This window comes from Entomohabitans teleogrylli (assembly GCF_001484765.1).
GTDB classification, from domain to species: Bacteria; Pseudomonadota; Gammaproteobacteria; order Enterobacterales; family Enterobacteriaceae; genus Entomohabitans; species Entomohabitans teleogrylli.
The window spans coordinates 192,154-217,573 of sequence record NZ_LLXO01000007.1; the positions used below are offsets into that span (position 1 = coordinate 192,154).

The following is a 25,420-nucleotide window of genomic DNA, read 5'->3' on the forward strand; positions in this document are numbered from 1 at the left end:
GAGCGCAAGTATTAAGAGGCGCTGGCGGCTTTGGCGTTTTTCTCTTTCACCAGGTAACCAATACCGAGGATCACCAGCCAGACCGGGATCAGCCAGACGGAGATCGCCATACCAGGCGTCATCAGCATGATCACCAGTACCGCAGCCATAAACACCAGGCAGATCCAGTTGCCAATCGGGTAGAACAGCGCCGGGAAGCGCGTGGTAACCCCCTGCTGCTGTTTGGCGCGGCGGAACTTGATATGCGCAAGGCTAATCATCGCCCAGTTAATCACCAGCGCGGAGACCACCAGCGCCATCAACAGGCCAAACGCCGACTGCGGCGCCATATAGTTGATCAAAACGCACAGAGCGGTCACCAGCGCGGAAACCAGAATGGTATTTACCGGTACGCCGCGCTTATCGACAGACAACAGCGCTTTCGGCGCGTTGCCCTGCTGGGCGAGGCCGAACAGCATACGGCTGTTACAGTAAACACAGCTGTTATACACCGACAGCGCCGCCGTCAGTACCACGATATTCAGGGCATTGGCCACGAAAGTATCGCCCAGTTCGTGGAAGATCAACACAAACGGACTGGTATCAGGGGTCACGCGCGTCCAGGGCAGCAGGGAGAGCAGAACGGCCAGCGAACCGATATAGAAAATCAGGATACGGTAGATAACCTGATTGGTGGCTTTCGGGATGCTTTTTTCCGGGTTATCGGCTTCGGCGGCGGTGATCCCTACCAGCTCAAGGCCGCCGAACGAGAACATAATGATCGCCATCATCATTACCAGTCCGGTGATTCCGTGGGGCAGGAACCCGCCCTGTTCCCACAGGTTACGAACGGTCGCCTGCGGGCCGCCGTTACCGCTGAAAAGCAGCCAGCCGCCGAACAGGATCATCGCCACCACCGCGATAACTTTGATAATAGCGAACCAGAACTCCATCTCGCCAAACACTTTAACGTTGGTGAGGTTAATGGCGTTGATGATGACGAAGAAGGCTGCCGCAGAAAGCCATGTCGGGATCTCCGGATACCAGAACTGGATATATTTCCCCACTGCGGTGAGTTCCGCCATCGCCACCAGCACGTACAGCACCCAATAGTTCCAACCGGAAGCAAAACCAGCAAAGCCGTTCCAGTATTTATAAGCGAAGTGGCTGAATGAACCGGCAACCGGCTCTTCGACCACCATTTCGCCCAACTGGCGCATGATCATAAAAGCGATAAAGCCGGCGACAGCGTAACCGAGAAGGATCCCCGGCCCCGCGGACTGAATCACGGATGCGCTTCCCAGAAACAGGCCCGTACCTATTGCTCCACCCAGGGCAATCAACTGAATATGGCGGTTTTTAAGGCCGCGCTTCAGCATCTCACCGTGCTGTTGACCTTCCATTCTCAAACCTCGTATGTGGCAGACACTTACCCTGTACAGGTGTGTGTAAGATGGTTATTCCGTAATCTGTATAATTATGTTTACGATTTATTATGGTAAAATTGGCAGTGTGTACTACCGCTGGGAAGAGAATAGTGGTATGTGGCCTGCAATGCACCACATTTCTTGGTGTGAACAGCACACCTGAGTAAAAAGTCGTCACCCGTCAACATTTTCTCTGTGTCCTGATTTAATCCTCTTTTGTTTTTTATTCTTTTATTCTGAATTTATATTCACTTTGTCGGGTGGTGAATCGGTTCATATTGCAATAGCGATGGTTTAATAAACGTTAAATCGGGAATTGAGCAGGTAAATACAGCATTTGTGCAAAGTTACATTTTTGAAATGTTATTTCTGTAATGTTGTTAAAAAGTGCCCGCTTTAATGATTTCCGTCAAAACCAATATGGACAGGAGGTGAATACTTTGTTACTTTAGCGTCACGAACATGAAATTGGTATGACCAATTGACTCCGGATGAATGGCAGAGACAGGAATCCATGGCCTACAGCAAAATCCGCCAACCAAAACTATCCGATGCGATTGAGCAGCAGCTGGAGTTTCTTATCCTGGAAGGGACTCTCCACCCTGGTGAAAAATTGCCGCCGGAGCGTGAACTGGCAAAACAGTTTGACGTTTCGCGTCCCTCATTAAGAGAAGCTATCCAGCGTCTTGAGGCCAAAGGTCTATTATTACGTCGTCAGGGCGGCGGCACCTTCGTCCAGAACAACTTATGGCAGAGTCTCAGCGATCCGCTGGTGGAACTGCTGGCAGACCACCCCGAATCCCAGTTTGATCTGCTGGAAACCCGCCATGCGCTGGAGGGTATCGCCGCTTATTACGCCGCGTTGCGCGGCAATGAAGAAGATCGCGAGCGTATTCGTGAACTCCATCAGGCCATTGAAGTCGCCCAACAGTCCGGCGATCTGGATGCCGAATCGAACGCGGTACTGCAATACCAAATCGCCGTGACAGAAGCGGCCCACAACGTTGTGCTGTTGCATCTGTTGCGCTGCATGGAGCCGATGCTGGCCCAGAACGTTCGTCAGAATTTTGAATTGCTGTACGCACGCCGGGAAATGCTCCCGCTTGTGAGCAGCCATCGCTCCAGAATTTTTGAGGCGATTATTGCCGGGGAACCGGAAAAGGCGCGTCAGGCGTCTCACCGTCACCTGGCTTTTATAGAGGAAATATTGCTGGACCGCAGCCGTGAGCAGAGCCGTCGTGAGCGCTCGTTACGGCGCCTACAGCAACGCAAGGACTAAGCGCGTTTTCTGGTAATGATAATGCCGGAATCATGCGCTAAATGAAGCGCCCATTTCAGAGCGCGGCAACTAAACGTAGAACCTGTCTTATTGTGCTTTGGGTTCCACACCAGGGGCAAAAAGTACAATGGGACAGGTTCCAGATAAATCAACGAATTAGATAGATAAGGAATACCCCCATGTCAGAACGTTTCCAGAATGACGTGGATCCGATCGAAACTCGCGACTGGCTCCAGGCGATCGAATCGGTCATCCGTGAAGAAGGTGTTGAACGCGCCCAGTTCCTGATCGATCAGTTACTGAGCGAAGCCCGTAAAGGTGGCGTAAAAGTCGCTGCCGGCGCAGGCAGCAGTAACTACATCAACACGATTGCCGTTGAAGATGAACCGGAATACCCGGGTAACCTGGACCTCGAACGTCGAATTCGCTCTGCTATTCGCTGGAACGCCATCATGACCGTGCTGCGGGCGTCTAAAAAAGACCTCGAGCTCGGCGGCCACATGGCTTCCTTCCAGTCTTCCGCCACCATCTACGACGTGTGCTTTAACCATTTCTTCCGTGCGCGCAACGACAAAGACGGCGGCGATCTGGTGTATTTCCAGGGCCATATCTCCCCGGGCATCTACGCGCGCGCGTTCCTTGAAGGCCGTCTGACCGAAGAACAGATGAACAATTTCCGTCAGGAAGTTCACGGTAAAGGTCTGTCTTCTTATCCGCACCCGAAACTGATGCCGGAGTTCTGGCAGTTCCCGACCGTTTCTATGGGTCTTGGCCCGATTGGCGCTATCTACCAGGCTAAATTCCTGAAATATCTGGAACACCGTGGCCTGAAAGATACCTCTGAGCAGACCGTGTACGCGTTCCTCGGCGACGGCGAGATGGATGAGCCGGAATCCAAAGGCGCGATTACCATCGCCGCCCGTGAGAAACTGGACAACCTGGTCTTTATTATCAACTGTAACCTGCAGCGTCTGGATGGCCCGGTCACTGGTAACGGCAAGATCGTTAACGAACTGGAAGGCATCTTTGCCGGGGCTGGCTGGAACGTTATCAAGGTCATGTGGGGTTCCCGTTGGGACGAGCTGCTGCGTAAAGACACCAGCGGTAAGCTGATCCAGTTGATGAACGAAACCGTCGACGGCGACTATCAGACCTTCAAATCCAAAGACGGCGCTTACGTGCGTGAGCACTTCTTCGGTAAATATCCGGAAACCGCGGCCCTGGTTGCCGACTGGAGCGACGATCAGATCTGGGCGCTGAACCGCGGTGGTCACGATCCGAAGAAAGTCTACGCGGCCCTGAAAAAAGCGCAGGAAACCAAAGGTAAAGCGACCGTTATCCTGGCCCATACCATTAAAGGTTATGGCATGGGCGATACCGCTGAAGGTAAAAACATCGCTCACCAGGTGAAGAAAATGAACATGGACGGCGTGCGCTATATCCGCGACCGCTTCAATGTTCCGGTCAGCGACGAGCAGGTTGAAAACCTCTCTTACCTGACCTTCCCGGAAGGTTCTCCAGAGCATACGTATCTGCACGCACAGCGTCAGAAACTGCACGGTTACCTGCCGAGCCGTCAGACCCACTTCTCTGAGAAGCTGGAACTGCCGACCCTGGAAGATTTCGCACCGCTGCTGGAAGAGCAGAACAAAGAGATTTCTACCACCATCGCTTTCGTTCGTGCCCTGAACGTGATGCTGAAGAACAAGTCGATCAAAGACAGGCTGGTGCCGATCATCGCCGACGAAGCGCGTACCTTCGGTATGGAAGGTCTGTTCCGTCAGATTGGTATCTACAGCCCGAACGGCCAGCAGTACACCCCGCAGGACCGTGAGCAGGTTGCCTACTACAAAGAAGACGAGAAAGGCCAGATTCTGCAGGAAGGGATCAACGAACTGGGCGCCGGCGCGTCCTGGCTGGCTGCGGCGACCTCTTACAGCACCAACGACCTGCCGATGATCCCGTTCTACATCTACTACTCGATGTTCGGGTTCCAGCGTATTGGCGATCTGTGCTGGCAGGCTGGCGACCAGCAGGCGCGCGGCTTCCTGATTGGCGGTACTTCAGGTCGTACTACCCTGAACGGCGAAGGTCTGCAGCACGAAGATGGTCACAGCCATATTCAGTCGCTGACTATCCCGAACTGCATCTCTTACGATCCGTCTTATGCGTACGAAGTGGCGGTCATCATGCATGATGGTCTGGAGCGCATGTACGGTGAGAAACAAGAGAACGTTTACTACTACATCACCACCCTGAACGAAAACTACCACATGCCGGCAATGCCGGAAGGTGCCGAGGAAGGTATCCGTAAAGGTATCTACAAACTCGAAACCATTGAAGGTAGCAAAGGTAAAGTTCAGCTGCTGGGCTCCGGTTCTATCCTGCGTCACGTCCGTGAAGCGGCAGATATCCTAGCGAAAGACTACGGCGTAGGTTCTGACGTGTATAGCGTGACTTCCTTCACCGAGCTGGCGCGTGATGGCCAGGATTGCGAACGCTGGAACATGCTGCACCCGCTGGAAACCCCGCGCGTGCCGTACATCGCCCAGGTGATGAACGACGCTCCGGCAGTTGCATCTACTGACTATATGAAACTGTTCGCTGAGCAGGTTCGTACTTACGTACCGGCTGATGACTACCGCGTACTGGGTACTGATGGCTTCGGTCGTTCCGACAGCCGTGAAAACCTGCGTCACCACTTCGAAGTTGATGCTTCCTATGTGGTGGTAGCGGCGCTGGGCGAACTGGCTAAACGTGGTGAAATCGATAAGAAAGTGGTTGCGGATGCAATTACCAAATTCAACATCGATGCAGAAAAAGTTAACCCGCGTCTGGCGTAAGAGGTAAAAGAATAATGGCTATCGAAATCAAAGTACCGGACATCGGGGCTGATGAAGTTGAAATCACCGAGATCCTGGTCAAACCAGGCGACAAAGTTGAAGCTGAACAGTCGCTGATCACCGTAGAAGGCGATAAAGCCTCTATGGAAGTCCCGTCTCCTCAGGCTGGCATCGTTAAAGAGATCAAAGTCTCTGTTGGCGATAAAACCGAGACAGGCAAACTGATCATGATTTTCGATTCTGCCGATGGCGCAGCTGATGCTGCGCCTGCTAAGGCAGAAGAGAAGAAAGCAGCGGCTCCTGCGGCTGCAGCAGCGAAAGACGTTCACGTACCGGATATCGGCGGCGACGAAGTTGAAGTTACCGAAGTCATGGTCAAAGTGGGCGACACCGTGGCGGCTGAACAGTCGCTGATTACCGTAGAGGGCGACAAAGCCTCTATGGAAGTGCCGGCGCCGTTCGCCGGCACCGTGAAAGAGATCAAAGTGAACACCGGCGATAAAGTGTCTACCGGCTCGCTGATCATGGTCTTCGAAGTGGCGGGTGAAGCAGGCGCTGCGGCTCCGGCCAAAGCGGAAGCGGATCCGGCAGCAGCGGCTCCGGCAGCATCCGGCGCGAAAGACGTTAACGTACCGGACATCGGCGGCGATGAAGTTGAAGTGACCGAAGTGATGGTCAAAGTGGGTGACAACGTTGCTGCGGAGCAGTCGCTGATCACCGTGGAAGGCGACAAAGCCTCTATGGAAGTGCCGGCGCCGTTCGCGGGTACCGTGAAAGAGATCAAAATCAGCACTGGCGACAAAGTGAAAACCGGGTCGCTGATCATGGTCTTCGAAGTTGAAGGCGCAGCGCCTGCCGCGGCTCCCGCTAAGCAGGAAGCGGCAGCACCGGCTGCGAAAGCCGAGAAACCGGCTGCCGCCCCTGCCACTAAAGCGGAAGGCAAATCGGAGTTCGCGGAAAACGACGCTTATGTTCACGCCACCCCGCTGATCCGCCGCCTGGCGCGCGAGTTCGGCGTTAACCTGGCGAAAGTGAAAGGCAGCGGCCGTAAAGGTCGTATCCTGCGCGAAGACGTTCAGGCGTACGTGAAAGACGCCGTTAAGCGCGCCGAATCCGCACCTGCCGCAGGAGCGACCGGCGGTTCTCTGCCGGGTCTGCTGCCGTGGCCGAAAGTGGACTTCAGCAAGTTCGGCGAAATCGAAGAAGTGGAACTGGGGCGTATCCAGAAAATCTCTGGCGCTAACCTGAGCCGTAACTGGGTGATGATCCCGCACGTTACCCACTTCGACAAAACCGATATCACCGATCTGGAAGCGTTCCGCAAACAGCAGAACGCCGAAGCCGAGAAACGTAAGCTGGATGTGAAAATCACGCCAGTGGTCTTCATTATGAAAGCCGTTGCCGCGGCTCTGGAGCAGATGCCGCGCTTCAACAGTTCGCTGTCCGAAGACGGCCAGCGTCTGACGCTGAAAAAATACATCAATATCGGTGTGGCGGTGGATACCCCGAATGGTCTGGTGGTTCCGGTATTCAAAGATGTGAACAAGAAAGGCATCATTGAACTGTCCCGTGAGCTGATGACCATCTCCAAAAAAGCGCGTGATGGCAAGCTGACTGCCGGCGAAATGCAGGGTGGCTGTTTCACCATCTCCAGCATCGGCGGTCTGGGCACTACCCACTTTGCGCCGATTGTGAATGCGCCGGAAGTGGCGATTCTCGGGGTCTCCAAATCCTCTATGGAGCCGGTGTGGAATGGCAAAGAGTTCATGCCGCGTCTGATGATGCCTATCTCGCTGTCCTTTGACCACCGCGTGATTGACGGTGCTGATGGTGCGCGCTTTATCACCATTATCAACAACACACTGAGCGACATTCGCCGCCTGGTGATGTAAGTGAAAAAGCCGGCCTGACGGCCGGCTTTTTTCTGGTAATCTCATGCGGTCGGTGAGGTTGCGGGCGCCAAAGAGAAATCGTTGCCGTTTTGTTGTTTCAAAATTGTTAACAATTTTGTAAAATACGGGCGGATAAAACGACCCGGTGGATGAGGGGTATTAATGAAAATAATACCCTATGGATTTCTGGGTGCAGCAAGGCGGCAAACGCAGGAACCTCCTCGCTTACTGAAGTAAGCAACCGGGGAGAAGGCGTGAAGCCAACGCTGCTGCGGTCTGAAAGACGACGGGTATGGCCGCCGGAAAAAAATTAAGAGGTCATGATGAGTACTGAAATTAAAACTCAGGTCGTGGTACTTGGGGCAGGCCCGGCAGGTTATTCTGCTGCCTTCCGTTGCGCTGATTTAGGTCTGGAAACCGTCCTGGTAGAGCGTTACAACACCCTCGGCGGCGTTTGTCTGAACGTCGGCTGTATCCCTTCAAAAGCATTATTGCACGTTGCGAAAGTTATCGAAGAAGCCAAAGCGCTGGCAGAGCACGGTATCGTGTTCGGCGAGCCGAAAACCGACATCGATAAGATTCGTACCTGGAAAGAGAAAGTCATCACGCAACTGACCGGCGGTCTGGCGGGGATGGCGAAAGGCCGTAAAGTGAAAGTTGTTAACGGCTACGGCAAATTTACCGGCGCTAACACCATTGAAGTGGAAGGCGAAAACGGCAAAACCGTGATCAACTTTGATAACGCGATCATCGCGGCGGGTTCCCGTCCGATCCAGTTGCCGTTTATTCCGCACGAAGATCCGCGCGTCTGGGATTCTACCGATGCGCTGGAGCTGAAATCGGTTCCGAAACGCATGCTGGTGATGGGCGGCGGGATCATCGGTCTGGAAATGGGTACCGTATACCACGCGCTGGGTTCAGAGATCGATGTGGTGGAAATGTTCGACCAGGTGATCCCGGCTGCCGATAAAGATGTTGTGAAAGTCTTTACCAAGCGCATCAGCAAGAAATTCAACCTGATGCTGGAAACTAAAGTGACCGCCGTTGAAGCCAAAGAAGACGGTATCTATGTTTCCATGGAAGGCAAGAAGGCGCCTGCTGAAGCACAGCGTTACGACGCCGTGCTGGTGGCTATCGGCCGTGTGCCGAACGGTAAAAACCTCGACGCAGGTAAAGCGGGCGTAGAAGTTGATGACCGTGGCTTCATCCGTGTAGACAAACAGCTGCGCACCAACGTGCCGCACATCTTTGCTATCGGCGATATCGTCGGTCAGCCGATGCTGGCGCACAAAGGCGTGCACGAAGGTCACGTTGCCGCCGAAGTTATCGCCGGTATGAAACACTACTTCGACCCGAAAGTGATCCCGTCTATCGCCTACACCGAGCCGGAAGTGGCATGGGTAGGTCTGACTGAGAAAGAAGCGAAAGAGAAAGGCATTAGTTTTGAGACCGCCACCTTCCCGTGGGCGGCTTCCGGCCGCGCTATCGCTTCCGACTGCGCAGACGGTATGACCAAACTGATTTTCGACAAAGAGACTCACCGCGTAATCGGTGGTGCGATTGTCGGTACCAACGGCGGCGAGCTGCTGGGTGAAATCGGTCTGGCTATCGAAATGGGTTGCGACGCTGAAGACATCGCGCTGACCATCCACGCTCACCCGACCCTGCACGAGTCCGTGGGCCTGGCGGCGGAAGTGTTCGAAGGCAGCATCACCGACCTGCCGAACCCGAAAGCGAAGAAGAAGTAATTTTTCTCTGCATACTGAACGCCTCCCGCTGTGGAGGCGTTTTTTTATCACTGTCCGCAAACTACCCCGCCAGCCCGCTACAGCGGCGCCCGTGACATCTGGCTGCCCGCCAGTTATCCCGGATAAAGTTCTGTTCCCTTGACCAGATCGAGATATCTGAAACCTTGCCTGTCATAGTATGAGCGAGGTATTGGGGACGTTCATCATTTATCAGGCCACAGGGATTGACGTCAACAACACGGCTAAACAGCGGCTGACGGGTCAAAAAGAGGTAGCTATGAGCGACAACGATATTGATAAACCACAGTATTTGTTAATAGCGGAGTGGATTCTGGCGCAGAATCGCCAGGTGAGCGCAAAAGAGATCGCCGGGCAATTCGATATTCCCCACTGTAAGGCCATTAATACGGTCTCTTATATTCTCTCTGAGGTGGATGAAATCGAGTGTGAAACTCAAACGATTCCGAACCAACTGGCAGGGAGAGGGTGTCAGTGCCAGCGTCTGGTGCAGGTGAAGCATATCGATAAGCAGCTCTATTCCCGGCTAAAAGCCAGTAGCAAGGATAAAGAAAACCTGCGTGGGCACACTTCGCGTCTGGCGACGGTGCCGCCGGTTGAACTGGATCCGCAACAAAAATGGCAGTGGATGTTATCTAAAACCCAGCGGCGCTAATGCGCTCCTTGTCTCTGAGGTTGCCAGGCGAGGTTTTCAGGCTTTGCCGGTCACGGGGAAAATTAATGCGTTGATGTTCCAGCTCATGTTCTGATAAGTCGCACCGCCATACTGCCCTGAGGCTGCCTGGCGTATTACGGGTCTTTATTGCGTTGATTCTTCGGCCTGACATCGGTGGTTCCGCGCAAGCGGGGGCGGTTATCTTCAGGCTCCGCGAGCGGCGTTGTCTCGCGCAGTGAGCGCTGGCAGCGAATCGCCAGATCCTGATATTCCCGGGTATTCAGTTGTTTCCAGCCTAATTCTTCGTCAGAAACATCCCGTATATATCTGGCCGGAGAGCCGACCAACAGTTGTCTGCGGGTACCGGTAAATCCTGCTTTAATAAAACTCATGGCCGCGACAATACTTTCCTCGCCAATAACGGCGCCATCCATTATGACACTGTTCATACCGATGAGCGCGTCGCGCCCGATGATGCAGCCGTGCAAAATTGCGCCATGTCCGATATGTCCGGATTCACGCACGATGGTATCGATATCGCAGTAACCGTGCATAATGCAGCCGTCCTGAATATTTGCGCCGGCCTCGATAATCAGCCGGCCATAATCGCCGCGCAGCGACGCATGGGGGCCAATGTAAACACCGGGGCCAATAATGACATCCCCCGTTATTACCGCGCACGGATGCACCCAGGCATCCGGATGCACTACCGGCCTTAAACCTTCAAATGAATAGTAACTCACTACATACTCCTGCCAGTCATAACACTCCGGGCATGCCGGAGCTGACGGTGGTTATCGGCTCTTCCATTGCGGCTCGCGTTTACCGGCGAATGCCAGCGGCCCTTCTGTCGCATCTTCTGAGTGCAGGACGCCCGGATAGTGCCGCAGTACGCCGCTACGCATCAGCCGGTAGCCCTCTTCGATAGACAGTTCCGCGGTGGCGCGCACTATCTCTTTTAAGGCTGCCACGGCTAATGGCGCGCTAGTGATAATTTGTGTTGCCAGTTCCCGGGCTTTCTCCATGAGTGTGTCGGGGCTGACAATATCGTTAACTATCCCCCAGCGTAGCGCTTCCCTGGCGTCCATACGCCGCCCGGTCATCAGCATTTCGCTGGCGATCGCGGGCGGTAAGCGTTTGGGTAAACGTAAAACGCCGCCGCTGTCGGGGACAATGCCCAGTCGGGCTTCGGGAAGCGCGAAGCTGGCATTTTCAGCGCAAATCACCATATCAGCCGCCAGCGCCAGTTCGAAACCGCCGCCAAAGGCATAGCCGTTGACAGCGGCAATAACCGGTTTATCCAGAGTGAACATTTCGGTGAGTCCGGCAAATCCGCCAGGACCAAAATCGGCGTCCGGCGCTTCCCCTTGCGCAGCGGATTTCAGATCCCAGCCGGCAGAGAAAAAACGTTCGCCTGCTCCGGTAATAATGGCGACGCGCAGCGCCGGATCATCGCGAAATTGCAGGAAAATTTCTCCCATTTCATGGCTGGTAGCGGCGTCAATGGCATTGGCTTTCGGGCGATCGAGAACAATTTCCAGAATCGCGCCATTGCGGGTCAGATGTAATGATTCGCTCATCGTTTCATTCCTTTCGTAGGCGGAAAATTTGGCTGGCCATCTCCGTTGCAACAGCAGATACAGGCGCTGCGCCAGGCTGGCTCCTGTACATTTATTTCAGGTGTTTTTTGATGACTTTCCCCGAGCAATTACGCGGTAAATCCTGGCAAACCTCCATCCGCGCAGGGACTTTGAATTTCGCCATATTCTTTTCGCAGTAGTGGAAGAAGGCGCTTTCGCTCAGGGTTTCCCCTTCATTTAAGACAATGAAGGCCTTAATAGCCTGATCGCGAATAGCATCGGGAATACCAATAACGGCAACGTCCTGAATTTTGGGATGCGCCGCGATAATATTTTCAATTTCACTGCAGGAGACGTTTTCACCGCCGCGTTTGATCATGTTGCAATTGCGATCGACAAAATAAAAAAAGCCGTCCTGATCCTGGTAGCCGTAGTCACCGGTATGTAGCCAGCCGTTTTTATAGGCGCTGGCGGTGGCGTCCGGCAGGTTGTAATACTCTTTAAACAACGTCTTGCCCGGCTCGCCTTTCACGCAAATCTCGCCAATCTGACCACACGCCAGCGTGCGGTCCTGGCTGTCTCTGATTTGCGCCTGATAACAAAAACCGGGGCGACCAATCGAGGGCCAGCGCCGTTTGTCTCCGGGACGGTCGCCAATCAGGCCGACAATAGTTTCTGTCATACCATAAGAGGTTAATAGCCTGACGCCAAAGCGGGCGATAAACGCGTCTTTCTCTGCCACGGAAAGATTGAGATAAAAGAGTACCTCGCGTAATCGGTGCCGTTTTTCGTAGGGGGACGGGGGCTGCGCCATCAGCGTTCTTACCATCATCGGGATACATTCGGTGACGGTCGCCTGGTATTTGATAATTTGTCCCCAGAAGGCGCGGGCGCTGTATTTTTCAAGTAAAACAAAGGCGGCGCCGGCGGAAAAGGCCGCCATCGCCGCTGTACACTGGCAGTCGATATGGAATGCCGGCATGACGGTAAGGTAAGTATCGTCTTTGCGCAGGGCGCATTGCCAGGATGAGTAGTAGCCGGCAAAGCGCAAATTGTAATGGGTAATGACCACCCCTTTGGGCTGTGATGTGGTGCCGGAGGTGAACAGAATTTCCGCAGTGTCATCGGCGCTGAGCGCCGGCGCATGAAGGAGTTGCGCAGGCTGCTGGGTTTGTAATGCCAGAAAATTAAGCGTGTGGCAGGAAGGGGTCATCTCCTGTTCAGTGATGAGCAGAATATGCTCAAGCGAGGTGGTTTTTTCCTGAATCATCTCCTGATAAATAGGATAAAAATGTTCGGTCGTCACCACGATTCGCGCCTGGCAGTTGTGAATCAGCCAGCGGCACTCATCGCCTAAAAAACGCGCGTTGATGGGCACCATAATCGCGCCGATTTTTGCCAGCCCAAACCAGCAGAAAATAAATTCCGGGCAGTTGTCCAGATGCAGGGCAACTTTATCTCCCTTGTTGATTCCAAGGGTGTGAAAGAGATTTGCGGCGCGATTAATTTCATCATTCAGTCCGGCGTAACTGAATCGCCTGACTTCGCCCAGAGAAGACTCAAAAATCAGCGCCGTTTTATCGCCGTAAACGTCGGCCAGTTCATCCCACATCTGGCGCAAACTTTGTCCACCAATAGCATCCATAAAACCTATATCCACTGCGCTTTCGCCGAATATTCACACCACTCCCGGGAGCGGTGTGAATGTGTGTGAGATTACTCCGCGGTTTTGGCCAGACCTTTGGCGACTAACGCACGGATTTCAGTGTCGCTATAGCCAATGTTTTGCAGAATAGCGGCGGTATCCATGCCGTGAGACGGCATTCCGCGCCATATCTGGCCTGGATTATTCCTGAATTTCGGCATCACATTAGGACCCTTGCAGGTTCGCCCATCCAGGGTTTGCCACCGGGTAATGGATTCGCGGGCAATATACTGCGGGTTGTTTTCCAGTTCAGGAATGGTCAGCACTTTAGCGCTGGCAATATTGAGTTGCGCGAAACGTTGCAGTACCTGTTCGATGGTGTGCGCGGCAAGCCATTCATCCAGCTTCTCTTCAATCAGCGGTCCCCAGGGGCACTCGACGCGGTGAATTAATTGCGTGCCTTGTGGTATTTCCGGGGTACCAGGCAAATGTTCCAGACCAATGTCCTTAAGCATCTCCTGAATCTGGGTGATACCGACAAGTTCCATGACGATATAACCATCTTTACAGGTATACAGACCACAACCGGCGTAGTAGGGATCTTTCCCCTTCAGCATCCGTGGGCATATTTCGCCGCCGTTGAAGTAATCCATCATGAAGTACTGGCCCATGCGCAGCATCACTTCGTACATCGCGATATCAATGCTTTCGCCTTTGCCGGTTTCGCGTGCTTTATACAGTGCCGCCAGCGCAGAGGTCGTTGCCGTCATGCCGGAGAAATAGTCGGCGGTGTAGGGAAAAGCAGGCATCGGCTGGCTCTGGTCGCCGTTCTGTATCAGATAACCGCTGAAGGCCTGAGCTATCGTGTTGTAAGCCGGCAGGTTGGTGTATTGCGCATCGCCGTATTGCCCGAAACCGGATAAATGGGCGATAACCAGTTGTGGATTGCGTTGCCACAAAACCTCGTCGGTAATTCCTCTGCGGGCGAACGCCGGACCTTTGCTGGCTTCGATAAAAATATCGGTGGTTTCCATCAGTTTGAGAAATGCCTCACGGCCTTCCTCTTTGAAAATATTGAGTGAAAGGGCGCGCAGGTTGCGGCGCGAAAGTTGGGGATAATGGGGCTGGACGCGGATCGTGTCGGCCCAGGCGACATTCTCGATCCAGATGACTTCAGCCCCCCATTCGGCGAACATCTGCCCGGCAAATGGACCGGCAATCTCAATCCCGGAAAAAACCACGCGTAGCCCCGCAAGGGGGCCAAATGTTGGCATGGATAAATGCGCTGTCATACTTCACCTCGTCAGTGCTGTCCCGACTGCTTCCCGTAACGTAACGGGAGGCTGTCGGGCGAATCATCAATGTTCAGCGATATTGTTTTAGTACTGAGCGCCCCAGCGTCAGGATCTGCATTTCGTCAGACCCTCCCGAGACGCGATCCACGCGCAAGTCGCGCCAGAAGCGGGTAATACGATGGTTGCCTGCAATACCCACGCCACCCAGAACCTGCATCGCGGTATCGACGACTTCGAATGCCGCATTGGCGCAGAAGTATTTACACATTGCCGCATCGCCGGAAGTGATGAGGCCGTTGTCGCTTTTCCAGGCCGCTTCATAGAGCATGTTTTTCATCGCGTTGAGCTTGATAGCCATATGGGCGAATTTCTCCTGAATCAGCTGAAAGCGGCCAATGGCTTCGCCAAATTGCACGCGCTGGTTGGCATAGCGGGCCGCGTCTTCAAAAGCGCACATCGCGGTGCCGTAGTTCGTGAGCGCGACGAGGAAACGCTCGTGGTCAAACTCTTCTTTCACCCGGTTAAATCCGTTGCCTTCGCGGCCAAAACGATCTTTTTCGTCCAGTTCCACATTGTCGAAAACGATTTCACAACAGCTGTCCATACGCAGGCCCAGTTTTTCCAGCTTGTTCACTTTGATGCCGGGCTTACTCATATCAACAAACCATTCGGTGAAGACTGCTTTGTCCGGTGAGGCGGCGTCGCGCGCCATCACGACCAGCCAGGGGGTATAGGCGCTGCTGGTGATAAAACACTTACTGCCATTAAGATAAACCTTTCCATTCTTGCGGGTATAGGTGCTTTGCAGGCTGCCGACGTCAGAACCCGCGCCGGGTTCGGTGATCGCGGAATTCCACATCTGCTTGCCCGTGCCGCGGAATGCCATGATTTTGTCTATCTGTTCCCCGGTGCCTTCGCGCAGGAAAGTATTAAATCCCCCCGGTAACTGATAGAGCACATAGGTTGGCGCGCCCAGACGGCCAAGCTCCATCCATACCGCGGCGACGGTGACGAAACCCGCCGCCAACCCGCCGTGCTCTTCAGGAATCAGCAGGCTGTCAATGCCCATATCCGCCAGCGCCTTAACAAAACGTTGCGGATAGATGCTGTCGCGATCGCACTGTGCGAAATAAGCTTCCCAGTTTTCACTGGCCATCAATTCACGGATGCCGGCAACAAACAGTTCCTGTTCGTCGTTCAGTTTAAAATCCATCTCAATAACCTCTTATCGGTAGGTTTGTTACGTAAAATAATCAGTCTTTCCAGTGCGTTCTGGCATCCTTGATAAAGGAGAGCGTGACCAGAATGTTGACGAAGAAAAGGGGGCACCCTCCGGCGATGATGGCGGTCTGAATCGGTTTCAGGCCACCGAGCGCCAGCAGAATGATGCCAATGATCCCCACCAGAATGGACCAGCCGATCCGCACCAGTAGCGGTGGTTCATCTCCTTCTTTAACTGCCCGGCAGGTGGACATCGCCAGGGTATAGGAGCAGGCGTTAATCAGGGTAACGGTGGCGATAAAGCAGAGAATAAAGAATCCCCAGATGGTGGCGGTGCGCAGAGGCAGCGCGGCCCAGGTTTCGATAATGGCGCGCGGTACGCCGTACTGGTCGATAAGCTGTGGGATATTGAGAACGTTCTGGTCGATTAACTGTAGGGTGTGGCTGCCGAGAATGGTCCATAGCAGCCAGGTGGCGGCCGTCAGACCGGCCACCATGCCAAGGCACAGTTCCCGGACCGTACGGCCTTTGGAGATCCGCGCCAGAAAGATACTCATCTGGATGGCGTAGATAACCCACCATGCCCAATAGAAAACCGTCCAGGCCTGCGGGAAACCACTTTTGCCGATAGGGTCGGTGTAGAACAACATGCGCGGCAGGTACATCAACAGGCTACCGATAGAATCGGTAAAGTAGTTCATGATGAAACTGGCGCCGCCGACGAGGAATACCCAGCCCAGGATCAGAAAACTTAAATAGCTGCGTACATCGCTGGCGATTTTCACCCCTTTTTGCAGCCCGCAGGCGACACAAATGGCGTTAAGCACGATCCAGCAGGAGATAATAATGGCGTCAAGTTCGAGGGTGTGCGGAATGCCAAACAGGAATTGAATGCATTCGGTCACCAGTGGGGTTGCCAGTCCCAGACTGGTACCCATCGCGAAAATCAGCGCCACAAGATAGAAGTTATCGATGATGGTACCGAGCAGGCCGCTGGCGTGCTTTTCGCCTACCAGCGGTGTGAGCGTACTGCTGGGGCGAATCACCTCCATTTTGCGGACAAAAAAGAAATAGGCGAATGCCACTGAGAGAAAACTGTAAGTGGCCCACGGCAGTGGGCCCCAGTGTAATAGGCTGTAAGCCAGACCCAGTTCTTTGGCCTGAGTAGAGTAAGGCGCGAGGCCGAAGGGCGGGCTGGAGATGTAGTAATAAATCTCAATCGACCCCCAGAATAAGACGGCGGCGGAGGTGCAGGAAGCGAACATCATGAAAATCCAGCTGGCGGTGCTGAACTCAGGCGCTTCGTCGCCGAGGCGCCTTTTAGCGTAGGGGCCGAAGATAAGCCAGAACCATCCGCCAAACATTACGACCATGTACCATTCAAACGCCCAGCCCCAGACATTTGTGACATAGCTGAATACCGCGTTAATCACTTTATTTGCCGCATCCAGATCGCGAACTGTCAGCCAGCATAATATGCAAACAATAATGAGTGGTGGGTAAAATACCCTGGCTTCGATTCCTGTTTGCTTCTTTTCTTTGCTCATAGATAAATCCTGGTTTTATTCTGGCGGATGATATGAATAATGCGTAAAGCAACATCCTGTTGTGTCGATGTTAATTCTGGGATAACGGAATGTTGGTGATGCGCTTATCTTATCCACATAAAACAGGTGGTAATAATGGGTATTCACAATGGCTAATTCCGTTATGAGCGTCACATTATTATGTGCAGTGGTTTTTAGGTGTCTGGAATATTTTTATTTCTCTTAATTATTGCGTGTAATGTATTGATTTATATTTTTATTTTTGACTGGTGTGTGCTGTCCGTTTTTCAATATTGGTGAGTCGGATAACAATATTGAACGTTTTTCAGGAATATGGCTTGTTCAGCGACGTCGGGTGAGTTTTTATTTATCTGTTTTAATGCGTGATATTTTTATGCCCATCATTGTTAAAGTTGCAGGCCGGTTGACGATTGTCGGCATCATGAAATGTTGAGGGTATATATTCCATCATCGCAATGAGCGTCGTCTAATTAATGTCTCAGGAGATGTAATGAAGATTATTACATGCTACAAGTGCGTTCCGGATGAACAGGATATTACGGTTAACAGTGCGGACGGCTCGCTGGATTTGTCGCGGGCGGACACCAAAATTAGCCAGTATGATCTGAATGCGATAGAAGCGGCTAATCAGCTCAGGCAGCAGAGGGAAGATGTACATATCACTGCGCTGAGCGTTGGCGGTAAGGCGCTTAACCATGCCAAAGGGCGTAAGGATGTTTTATCCCGTGGGCCGGATGAACTCGTTGTGGTGATGGACGATCGGTTTGAACAGGCCCTGCCGCACCAGACGGCGATGGCGCTGAGCGCCGCGGTGGAAAAACTGGGCTTTGATCTGATCATTTGCGGCGATGGATCTGCCGATCTGTATGCTCAGCAGGTGGGGTTGCTGCTCGGCGAAGTTCTGCATATTCCGGCGCTTAATGGCATTAGTAAAATTGTGTCGCTGACTGATGATACGGTACGGGTTGAGCGTGAACTGGAAGATGAAACAGAAACGCTAACCATCCCGCTCCCGGTGGTGATTGCCGTCTCTACCGATATCAATATCCCACCCATTCCCTCGATGAAATCCATTCTTGGCGCGGCGAAGAAACCCGTGCAGGTCTGGAATATGACAGATATCGGCCTTGATCAAATTGAGGCTCTCTCTGAGCAGCGGGTTACTGCGCCGCAACAGAAAGTTCGCCAGCGCGTCATTATCGAAGGCGATGGCGATGAGCAGATTGCTGCGTTTGCTGAATATCTACGCAAAATCATTAAATAACAGGGAGAAGGGATTATGAGTAAGTTTTCATCTGTCTGGGTATTTAGTGATTCACTTACCCGTATGGCGGAATTGATGGGAGGCGCGCGCGTACTGGGGGAAAGCGTGCAGGTCTTTTCCCTCAATGATCAACAGAGCGCCGCCGCTTTCCGGATGGGCGCCAGTCAGGTCTGGCAACTGGAAGGAAAACCGGATGACCGCATCGTTGAAGATTATGCGGATACGCTGGTGGGGATCCTGAAACGCGCAGGGGACGGCGGATTAATTCTGCTACCCAATAATCGGCGCGGCAAACTGATGGCTGCCCGGCTGGGGGCGCGTCTTGGCGCCGCTGTCGCCAATGACGCAGCTACCTTGCGCATGGAAGGAAAAACAGTTATTGCCAGCCATATGGTCTACGGCGGCCTGGCATTTGGCGACGAAACGCTGCGCTCGCCTTTCTGCGTGGCGACGTTGAGCTGCGGAGCATTTGAACCCGCCCAGCCGGATGCTGCGCTGAGCGGTACGGCGCAAGCGGCGCCGTGGGTCATGCCGCAACAAACGGTGGTGCGTAATGCGGTTCAGGCGCGGGAAAGTAACGCTGTGGATCTCGACAAAGCGCGTCTGGTGGTTAGCGTAGGGCGCGGTATTGGCAGTAAAGAGAACATTGCTCTGGCCGGTGATCTGTGCGCTGCGATTGGCGCAGAGTTGGCATGTTCGCGTCCGGTCGCGGAAAACGAAAAATGGATGGCCCATGAGCGCTATGTCGGTATTTCCAATCTTATCCTCAGCCCTGATCTTTATCTGGCGGTGGGGATTTCCGGCCAGATTCAGCATATGGTGGGCGCCAACGGCGCGCAGACCATTGTCGCCATCAATAAAGATAAAAATGCGCCGATCTTCCAGTATGCGGATTACGGCATTGTCGGCGATCTGCTGCGGATCCTCCCGGCGTTAACCCGCCAACTGGCGAATTGATTGGTTACGGCAGCGGCGAAACTGCGCTGCCGTTTTACGGTAAAGACTGGAGTAGTTATGTCTGATGATATCTTCGACGCCATTATTGTGGGCGCAGGGCTGGCTGGCACCGTTGCGGCGCTGGTGCTCGCCAGAGAAGGAGCTCAGGTTCTGCTGATCGAACGCGGAAATAATGCCGGTGGGAAAAATGTCACCGGCGGGCGGATGTATGCACACAGCCTGGAACGGATTATTCCGGGATTCGCAGAGCAGGCGCCGGTTGAACGTGTCATTGCCCGGGAAAAGCTGTCGTTTCTCACTGAAACCGGCGCGGTCACTGTTGATTACCTCAACGGTGATAAGCCAGTCCCGGGGCAAGTCTCGTGGTCGGTTTTACGCGGCAAGCTTGATGCCTGGTTAATGGAACAGGCAGAAAATGCCGGAGCCCAGTGTATTACCGGCATTCGGGTTGACCGACTGGTGGTAGAGGACGGCAAAGTCGTTGGCGTTGAAGCGGACGGCGATGTTCTGGAGTCCCGGGTCGTCATTCTGGCGGATGGCGTCAATTCACTGCTGGCGGAACAACTGGGCATGACAAAACGGGTAGCGGCAGAAAATGTGGCGGTTGGCGTCAAGGAGTTGATCGCGCTCCCCGAAGAGATCCTGAAAAACCGTTTTAACCTGCAGGGCGATGAGGGGGTGGCATGGCTGTTCGCCGGTTCCCCCACCGACGGTCTGATGGGCGGCGGTTTCCTGTATACCAATAAATCGACGTTATCTCTCGGGCTGGTCTGCGGTCTGCACCATATCAAAGAGGCGCGAAAATCCGTTCCACAGATGCTGGAGGATTTTAAACAACACCCTGCCGTCGCGCCGCTGATTGAAGGGGGGCGGATGATTGAATATGCCGCACATGTGGTACCGGAAGCCGGTATGCGAATGCAGTCCGAGCTGATTCGTGATGGCGTGGTTATTGCCGGGGATGCTGCCGGTATGTGTATGAATCTTGGTTTTACTATCCGCGGTATGGACCTGGCTATCGCATCCGGCGAGGCGGCGGCAAAAACCGTCCTTTCGGCGATGCAGAGCAATGATTTCAGCCGACAGGGACTGAGCGATTATCTGCGCCTTCTTGAGAGCGGCCCGCTGCGGGATATAAAAATGTATCGGCGCATGCCGGCGTTTCTTGATAACCCGCGCATGTTCTCGCAATACCCGGAAATGGCGGTTGGTATTGCCAGAGATTTATTCACCATCACCGGCGAAGCGCCGATTCCTTTGCGTAAGACAATCCTGCGTCACGTTAAAGGCGTGGGGCTGCTCAACCTGGTGAAGGACGGCATAAAAGGAGCGACAGCGCTATGAGTACCCCTGTCAATGTGGATGTCAAACTGGGCATCAACAAATTTAATGTCGATGAAGAAAACCCGCACATTGTCGTGAAATCACAGCCGGATATACAGGTTATGGAGGTATTAATCCGGGCCTGTCCGGCGGGACTGTATAAAAAGCAGGATGATGGTTCGGTGCGTTTTGATTACGCCGGCTGCCTGGAGTGCGGCACTTGTCGGATCCTCGGTCTGGATAGTGTGCTGGAAAAGTGGCAATACCCGCGCGGCACATTTGGCGTGGAATATCGTTACGGCTAACCACGCCCTACCGGTTCCTGTCGTCATGCTGACCCGGGAGACGTTGTTCCGGGAGACAGGAGCGGCATATGCAGCCCAGGAATTTTGATGACATCCATTTTACGTCGGTACACCGGCGGATCATGTTGTGGGGAAGCGGCGGGCCGTTCCTCGACGGTTATGTGCTGGTCATGATTGGCGTGGCGCTGGAACAACTGGCGCCCATATTACAGCTCAGCGCCGAATGGATTGGCCTGCTTGGCGCGGCCACGCTGGTGGGGTTATTCATTGGCACGTCGCTCTTTGGTTATATTTCGGATCGCGTCGGGCGGCGCAAGATGTTCCTGATTGATATTGTTGCTATCGGCATTATCTCGCTGGGAACGATGTTTGTGTCAACACCCGTGGAGTTGCTGGTGATGCGGGTGCTGATGGGGATTGTTATCGGCGCGGATTATCCGATCGCCACATCCATGATCACTGAGTTTTCCAACACCCGGCAGCGTGCTTTTGCCGTTGGTTTCATTGCCGTGATGTGGTACGTCGGCGCGACCTGCGCCAACCTGGTGGGATTCTGGCTCTACGATGTTGAAGGCGGCTGGCGCTGGATGTTGGGCAGTGCGTTTATTCCCTGTGTGTTGATACTCATCGGGCGTTTTGATCTGCCAGAATCGCCGCGTTGGCTGTTGCGTAAAGGGCGGTTACGGGAGTGCGATGCGATGATGCTCAAACTGTTTGGTGAGCCGGTGATTTTTGATGAAGGTCCGCAGCAGGAAACGCGCTTCGTACAGTTATTCAGTAAACGCCACTTTTCGTTTGTGCTATTTATTGCCGCTATATGGACCTGCCAGGTGATCCCGATGTTCGCCATCTACACATTTGGCCCACAAATTGTCGGATTGCTCGGCTGGGATCAGGGCAAAAACGCCGTGCTGGGGAATGTAGTTATCAGTCTGTTCTTTATGCTGGGCTGTATTCCGGCTATGTACTGGTTGAATAAGATGGGGCGGCGTCCGCTATTGATCGGTAGCTTTGCGATGATGACGCTAGCGCTGGCGCTGCTGGGCGTGGTTGCCGCTCCGGGGATCGGTCTGGTGGTCGTGGCGTTTGCCGTATACGCCTTTTTTTCCGGCGGCCCGGGGATTTTGCAGTGGCTGTATCCGAATGAACTCTTTCCCACGGAAATTCGTGCCTCGGCGGTAGGGGTGATTATGTCGATCAGCAGGATTGGCACGGTCATTTCTACGCTGGTATTGCCGGTATTTATTACCCGTTACGGCATAAATACGCTGATGCTGGTTGGGGCGCTTATCTCTTTTGGCGGACTGGTCGTTTCCCTGCTGTTTGCCCCGGAAACGCGTGGATTGTCATTAACTGAAGCGGGCAGGATAACTATGGGGAGTAGCAAACGCTGATCCGCTGGCGCGCAGTGATATCGCCAGTTACCCGGTTAGCCGCCGGTTATCTACAGGAGGGGATGTTCGCAGGACTGGGGAAGCGAAAAATAGCCCTCGCCGTGGTCCGGATGCCCCTGTTCTGACGCAATATTTTGTTCTTAACGATTCAGCAAAGTTTTAATGTTGCTTTTTTGTAAACAGATTAACACTCCCCCAAAATCCTGCTATGCTGCCCGTCGCGGTCCCGGCCATTTACCCTACTAACTGCTTATTGCACAGGAGCGTGAAGAAAGTCACCGGGCACTGTATTGACAATGAGAGCGAGGAGAACCGTCGTGCCAGAACAATACCGTAAGCACGTAGCCGAACGTGCCGCCGAGGGGATTGTACCGAAACCTTTAGATGCATCCCAAATGGCCGCTCTGGTGGAGCTGCTGAAAAACCCGCCTGCTGGCGAAGAAGAATTCCTGATTGACCTACTGACCAACCGTGTCCCGCCGGGCGTTGATGAAGCCGCCTATGTTAAAGCCGGTTTCCTGGCCGCCGTCGCGAAAGGTGAAACAACCTCCCCGCTGGTCTCTCCTGAAAAAGCCATCGAACTGCTGGGCACTATGCAGGGAGGATACAACATCCACCCGCTGATCGACGCGCTGGATAACCAAAAACTGGCGCCGATTGCCGCAAAGGCGCTGTCTCACACCCTGTTGATGTTCGATAATTTCTACGATGTGGAAGAGAAGGCCAAAGCCGGCAATAGCTACGCGCAGCAGGTCATCAAATCCTGGGCTGATGCCGAATGGTTCCTCTCCCGCCCACCGCTGGCGGAAAAAATCACCGTGACGGTGTTTAAAGTCACCGGCGAAACCAACACGGACGATCTCTCTCCGGCACCGGATGCCTGGTCGCGTCCGGATATCCCGCTGCACGCTCTGGCAATGCTGAAAAACGCTCGTGAAGGCATCGATCCGGATCAGCCTGGCGTTGTCGGCCCGATCAAACAGATCGAAGCCCTGCAACAGAAAGGTTTCCCGCTGGCTTACGTAGGCGATGTAGTCGGTACCGGCTCTTCGCGTAAATCCGCCACCAACTCGGTGCTGTGGTTTATGGGCGAAGACATCCCTTACGTGCCGAACAAACGCGGCGGCGGCCTGGTGCTGGGCGGTAAAATCGCGCCAATCTTCTTTAACACTATGGAAGATGCCGGCGCACTGCCGGTGGAAGTGGACGTATCAAACCTGAACATGGGCGACGTGATTGACGTTTATCCGTATAAAGGCGAAGTGCGTAATCACGACACCAACGAACTGCTGGCGACTTTCGAACTCAAAACCGACGTGCTGATTGATGAAGTGCGCGCCGGCGGCCGTATTCCGCTGATTATCGGTCGCGGTCTGACGTCCAAAGCCCGTGAAGCGCTGAACCTGCCGCACAGCGAAGTGTTCCGCAAAGCCAAAGATGTCGCTGAAAGCAGCCGCGGCTTCTCGCTGGCGCAGAAGATGGTCGGTCGTGCCTGCGGCGTTGCCGGTATCCGTCCGGGCGCCTACTGCGAACCGAAAATGACCTCGGTCGGCTCTCAGGACACCACCGGGCCGATGACTCGCGATGAACTCAAAGATCTCGCCTGTCTGGGCTTCTCATCTGATCTGGTGATGCAGTCCTTCTGCCACACTGCGGCCTATCCGAAGCCGGTAGACGTCACCACACACCACACGCTGCCGGACTTCATTATGAACCGCGGCGGGGTTTCCCTGCGTCCGGGCGACGGGGTTATCCACTCGTGGCTGAACCGCATGCTGTTGCCGGATACCGTCGGTACTGGCGGTGATTCTCATACTCGCTTCCCGATCGGTATCTCTTTCCCCGCGGGCTCGGGCCTGGTGGCGTTCGCCGCTGCGACCGGGGTGATGCCGCTGGATATGCCGGAGTCGGTGCTGGTGCGTTTCTCCGGGAAAATGCAGCCGGGTATCACGCTGCGCGACCTGGTGCATGCGATTCCATACTATGCGATCCAGCAGGGCTTGTTGACCGTTGAGAAGAAAGGCAAGAAGAACATCTTCTCGGGCCGCATTCTGGAGATCGAAGGTCTGCCGGATCTGAAAGTCGAGCAGGCGTTTGAACTGACGGATGCCTCCGCGGAGCGTTCCGCTGCCGGCTGTACTATCAAGCTCAACAAAGAGCCGATCATTGAGTACCTGACCTCCAATATCGTGCTGCTGAAGTGGATGATTGCCGAAGGTTACGGCGACCGTCGTACTCTGGAGCGTCGCATTCAGGGTATGGAAAAATGGCTGGCGGATCCGCAACTGCTGGAAGGCGATGCCGATGCGGAGTACGCTGCGGTTATCGACATCAACCTGGATGAGATCAAAGAGCCGATTCTGTGTGCGCCGAACGATCCGGACGATGCGCGCCTGTTGTCTGATGTGCAGGGCGATAAGATCGATGAAGTGTTTATCGGTTCCTGTATGACCAACATCGGCCACTTCCGCGCCGCAGGCAAGCTGCTGGACAGCCATAAAGGCCAGTTGCCGACTCGTCTGTGGGTTGCGCCGCCGACCAAAATGGACGCGGCTCAGCTAACGGAAGAGGGCTATTACAGCGTCTTTGGTAAGAGCGGCGCGCGGATTGAAATTCCGGGCTGTTCGCTGTGCATGGGCAACCAGGCGCGGGTCGCGGATGGCGCGACGGTGGTATCCACCTCAACCCGTAACTTCCCGAACCGCCTGGGCACCGGCGCTAACGTTTACCTGGCGTCTGCGGAGCTGGCGGCGGTGGCGTCCCTGTTGGGTAAATTGCCGACCCCGGACGAGTACCAGCAGTTTATTGCTAAAGTGGACGAGACGGCGGCGGATACCTATCGCTACCTGAACTTCGACCAGTTGAACCAGTACACGGAAAAGGCGCAAGAGGTCATTTTCCAGACCGCGGTATAATGGTTTTGGTTGTCAGAAAAGGGGGAGACCATGGGTCTCCCCCTTTTTTTGCTCAATGATGCATTGCCTGCGGTGGCCGACGCTTTTTTTCTGACATTATGCTGCGATAATG

Annotated in this window: 18 protein-coding genes; 11 read left to right on the forward strand and 7 right to left on the reverse strand. The window is 54.1% G+C overall.

Going from position 1 to position 25,420, the window contains the following annotated elements; translation table 11 throughout:
* Window positions 1–11: 11 nt before the first annotated feature.
* Entirely contained in the window at window positions 12–1,382 is a 1,371-nt protein-coding gene (gene aroP / locus AQ981_RS13560) for an aromatic amino acid transporter AroP (protein ID WP_058912272.1), read from the reverse strand.
* A 538-nt stretch (window positions 1,383–1,920) separates the two neighbouring features.
* Here aroP and pdhR point away from each other — a divergent pair.
* The 5 genes from pdhR (at window position 1,921) to caiF (ending at window position 9,841) form a co-directional block, all read left to right on the forward strand.
* The gene (gene pdhR, locus AQ981_RS13565; RefSeq protein WP_058912273.1) at window positions 1,921–2,685 is read left to right on the forward strand and encodes a pyruvate dehydrogenase complex transcriptional repressor PdhR; all 765 of its coding nucleotides are present in this window, start codon (window positions 1,921–1,923) and stop codon (window positions 2,683–2,685) included.
* A gap of 179 nt (window positions 2,686–2,864) precedes the next feature.
* Window positions 2,865–5,528, forward strand: coding sequence for a pyruvate dehydrogenase (acetyl-transferring), homodimeric type (gene aceE, locus AQ981_RS13570; RefSeq protein ID WP_058912274.1), 2,664 nt, complete (start codon window positions 2,865–2,867; stop codon window positions 5,526–5,528).
* Window positions 5,529–5,542: 14 nt separating this feature from the next.
* The gene (gene aceF, locus AQ981_RS13575; protein WP_058912275.1) at window positions 5,543–7,420 is read left to right on the forward strand and encodes a pyruvate dehydrogenase complex dihydrolipoyllysine-residue acetyltransferase; all 1,878 of its coding nucleotides are present in this window, start codon (window positions 5,543–5,545) and stop codon (window positions 7,418–7,420) included.
* 323 nt (window positions 7,421–7,743) lie between these two features.
* Window positions 7,744–9,168, forward strand: coding sequence for a dihydrolipoyl dehydrogenase (gene lpdA, locus AQ981_RS13580; RefSeq protein WP_058912379.1), 1,425 nt, complete (start codon window positions 7,744–7,746; stop codon window positions 9,166–9,168).
* Between the two features lie 277 nt (window positions 9,169–9,445).
* The gene (caiF, locus tag AQ981_RS13585; RefSeq protein ID WP_058912380.1) at window positions 9,446–9,841 is read left to right on the forward strand and encodes a carnitine metabolism transcriptional regulator CaiF; all 396 of its coding nucleotides are present in this window, start codon (window positions 9,446–9,448) and stop codon (window positions 9,839–9,841) included.
* 134 nt (window positions 9,842–9,975) lie between these two features.
* On the opposite strand, the gene caiE is transcribed toward caiF, so the two are convergent.
* From caiE to caiT, 6 genes are all read right to left on the reverse strand, one after another.
* A complete protein-coding gene (gene caiE / locus AQ981_RS13590; RefSeq protein WP_058912276.1) occupies window positions 9,976–10,584 on the reverse strand; it encodes a carnitine operon protein CaiE in 609 nt (202 codons plus the stop codon).
* A gap of 51 nt (window positions 10,585–10,635) precedes the next feature.
* On the reverse strand, window positions 10,636–11,421 hold the full coding sequence (gene caiD, locus AQ981_RS13595) for a crotonobetainyl-CoA hydratase (protein WP_058912277.1): 786 nt from the start codon (window positions 11,419–11,421) through the stop codon (window positions 10,636–10,638).
* Window positions 11,422–11,512: 91 nt separating this feature from the next.
* Entirely contained in the window at window positions 11,513–13,066 is a 1,554-nt protein-coding gene (gene caiC, locus AQ981_RS13600) for a crotonobetaine/carnitine-CoA ligase (RefSeq protein ID WP_058912278.1), read from the reverse strand.
* Between the two features lie 71 nt (window positions 13,067–13,137).
* Window positions 13,138–14,358 carry an L-carnitine CoA-transferase gene (gene caiB / locus AQ981_RS13605; protein WP_058912279.1) on the reverse strand — a complete coding sequence of 407 codons (1,221 nt, stop codon included), beginning with the start codon at window positions 14,356–14,358 and terminating at the stop codon, window positions 13,138–13,140.
* 73 nt (window positions 14,359–14,431) lie between these two features.
* A complete protein-coding gene (gene caiA / locus AQ981_RS13610) occupies window positions 14,432–15,574 on the reverse strand; it encodes a crotonobetainyl-CoA dehydrogenase (RefSeq protein ID WP_058912280.1) in 1,143 nt (380 codons plus the stop codon).
* A 40-nt stretch (window positions 15,575–15,614) separates the two neighbouring features.
* On the reverse strand, window positions 15,615–17,129 hold the full coding sequence (gene caiT / locus AQ981_RS13615) for an L-carnitine/gamma-butyrobetaine antiporter (protein ID WP_058912281.1): 1,515 nt from the start codon (window positions 17,127–17,129) through the stop codon (window positions 15,615–15,617).
* Between the two features lie 511 nt (window positions 17,130–17,640).
* Between caiT and AQ981_RS13620 the strand changes: the two genes are divergently transcribed.
* The 6 genes from AQ981_RS13620 to acnB all read left to right on the forward strand — a co-directional run bounded on the left by AQ981_RS13620 (window position 17,641) and on the right by acnB (window position 25,308).
* Window positions 17,641–18,414, forward strand: a complete 774-nt coding sequence (locus AQ981_RS13620) for an electron transfer flavoprotein FixA (RefSeq protein ID WP_058912282.1) — start codon at window positions 17,641–17,643, stop codon at window positions 18,412–18,414.
* A gap of 15 nt (window positions 18,415–18,429) precedes the next feature.
* Complete coding sequence (locus AQ981_RS13625) at window positions 18,430–19,371, forward strand: FAD-binding protein (RefSeq protein WP_058912283.1); 942 nt, start codon at window positions 18,430–18,432, stop codon at window positions 19,369–19,371.
* Between the two features lie 57 nt (window positions 19,372–19,428).
* Window positions 19,429–20,715 (forward strand): FAD-dependent oxidoreductase FixC, encoded by a 1,287-nt coding sequence (fixC, locus tag AQ981_RS13630; protein ID WP_058912284.1) that lies wholly within the window; start codon window positions 19,429–19,431, stop codon window positions 20,713–20,715.
* Complete coding sequence (gene fixX, locus AQ981_RS13635) at window positions 20,712–20,999, forward strand: ferredoxin-like protein FixX (RefSeq protein WP_058912285.1); 288 nt, start codon at window positions 20,712–20,714, stop codon at window positions 20,997–20,999. Before fixC ends, fixX begins: the two co-directional genes overlap by 4 nt.
* A 68-nt stretch (window positions 21,000–21,067) precedes the next feature.
* A complete protein-coding gene (locus AQ981_RS13640; protein ID WP_058912286.1) occupies window positions 21,068–22,393 on the forward strand; it encodes an MFS transporter in 1,326 nt (441 codons plus the stop codon).
* A 317-nt stretch (window positions 22,394–22,710) separates the two neighbouring features.
* Window positions 22,711–25,308, forward strand: coding sequence for a bifunctional aconitate hydratase 2/2-methylisocitrate dehydratase (gene acnB / locus AQ981_RS13645; RefSeq protein ID WP_121500661.1), 2,598 nt, complete (start codon window positions 22,711–22,713; stop codon window positions 25,306–25,308).
* Window positions 25,309–25,420 lie beyond the last annotated feature (112 nt).

What these genes read in the sequence shown, in the direction of transcription:
- aroP (WP_058912272.1), bottom strand. Translation starts at nt 1,382, where the DNA reads ATGGAAGGTCAACAGCACGGTGAGATGCTGAAGCGCGGCCTTAAAAAC.
- pdhR (WP_058912273.1), top strand. Translation starts at nt 1,921, where the DNA reads ATGGCCTACAGCAAAATCCGCCAACCAAAACTATCCGATGCGATTGAG.
- aceE (WP_058912274.1), top strand. Translation starts at nt 2,865, where the DNA reads ATGTCAGAACGTTTCCAGAATGACGTGGATCCGATCGAAACTCGCGAC.
- aceF (WP_058912275.1), top strand. Translation starts at nt 5,543, where the DNA reads ATGGCTATCGAAATCAAAGTACCGGACATCGGGGCTGATGAAGTTGAA.
- lpdA (WP_058912379.1), top strand. Translation starts at nt 7,744, where the DNA reads ATGAGTACTGAAATTAAAACTCAGGTCGTGGTACTTGGGGCAGGCCCG.
- caiF (WP_058912380.1), top strand. Translation starts at nt 9,446, where the DNA reads ATGAGCGACAACGATATTGATAAACCACAGTATTTGTTAATAGCGGAG.
- caiD (WP_058912277.1), bottom strand. Translation starts at nt 11,421, where the DNA reads ATGAGCGAATCATTACATCTGACCCGCAATGGCGCGATTCTGGAAATT.
- caiC (WP_058912278.1), bottom strand. Translation starts at nt 13,066, where the DNA reads ATGGATGCTATTGGTGGACAAAGTTTGCGCCAGATGTGGGATGAACTG.
- caiB (WP_058912279.1), bottom strand. Translation starts at nt 14,358, where the DNA reads ATGACAGCGCATTTATCCATGCCAACATTTGGCCCCCTTGCGGGGCTA.
- caiA (WP_058912280.1), bottom strand. Translation starts at nt 15,574, where the DNA reads ATGGATTTTAAACTGAACGACGAACAGGAACTGTTTGTTGCCGGCATC.
- caiT (WP_058912281.1), bottom strand. Translation starts at nt 17,129, where the DNA reads ATGAGCAAAGAAAAGAAGCAAACAGGAATCGAAGCCAGGGTATTTTAC.
- AQ981_RS13620 (WP_058912282.1), top strand. Translation starts at nt 17,641, where the DNA reads ATGAAGATTATTACATGCTACAAGTGCGTTCCGGATGAACAGGATATT.
- AQ981_RS13625 (WP_058912283.1), top strand. Translation starts at nt 18,430, where the DNA reads ATGAGTAAGTTTTCATCTGTCTGGGTATTTAGTGATTCACTTACCCGT.
- fixC (WP_058912284.1), top strand. Translation starts at nt 19,429, where the DNA reads ATGTCTGATGATATCTTCGACGCCATTATTGTGGGCGCAGGGCTGGCT.
- fixX (WP_058912285.1), top strand. Translation starts at nt 20,712, where the DNA reads ATGAGTACCCCTGTCAATGTGGATGTCAAACTGGGCATCAACAAATTT.
- AQ981_RS13640 (WP_058912286.1), top strand. Translation starts at nt 21,068, where the DNA reads ATGCAGCCCAGGAATTTTGATGACATCCATTTTACGTCGGTACACCGG.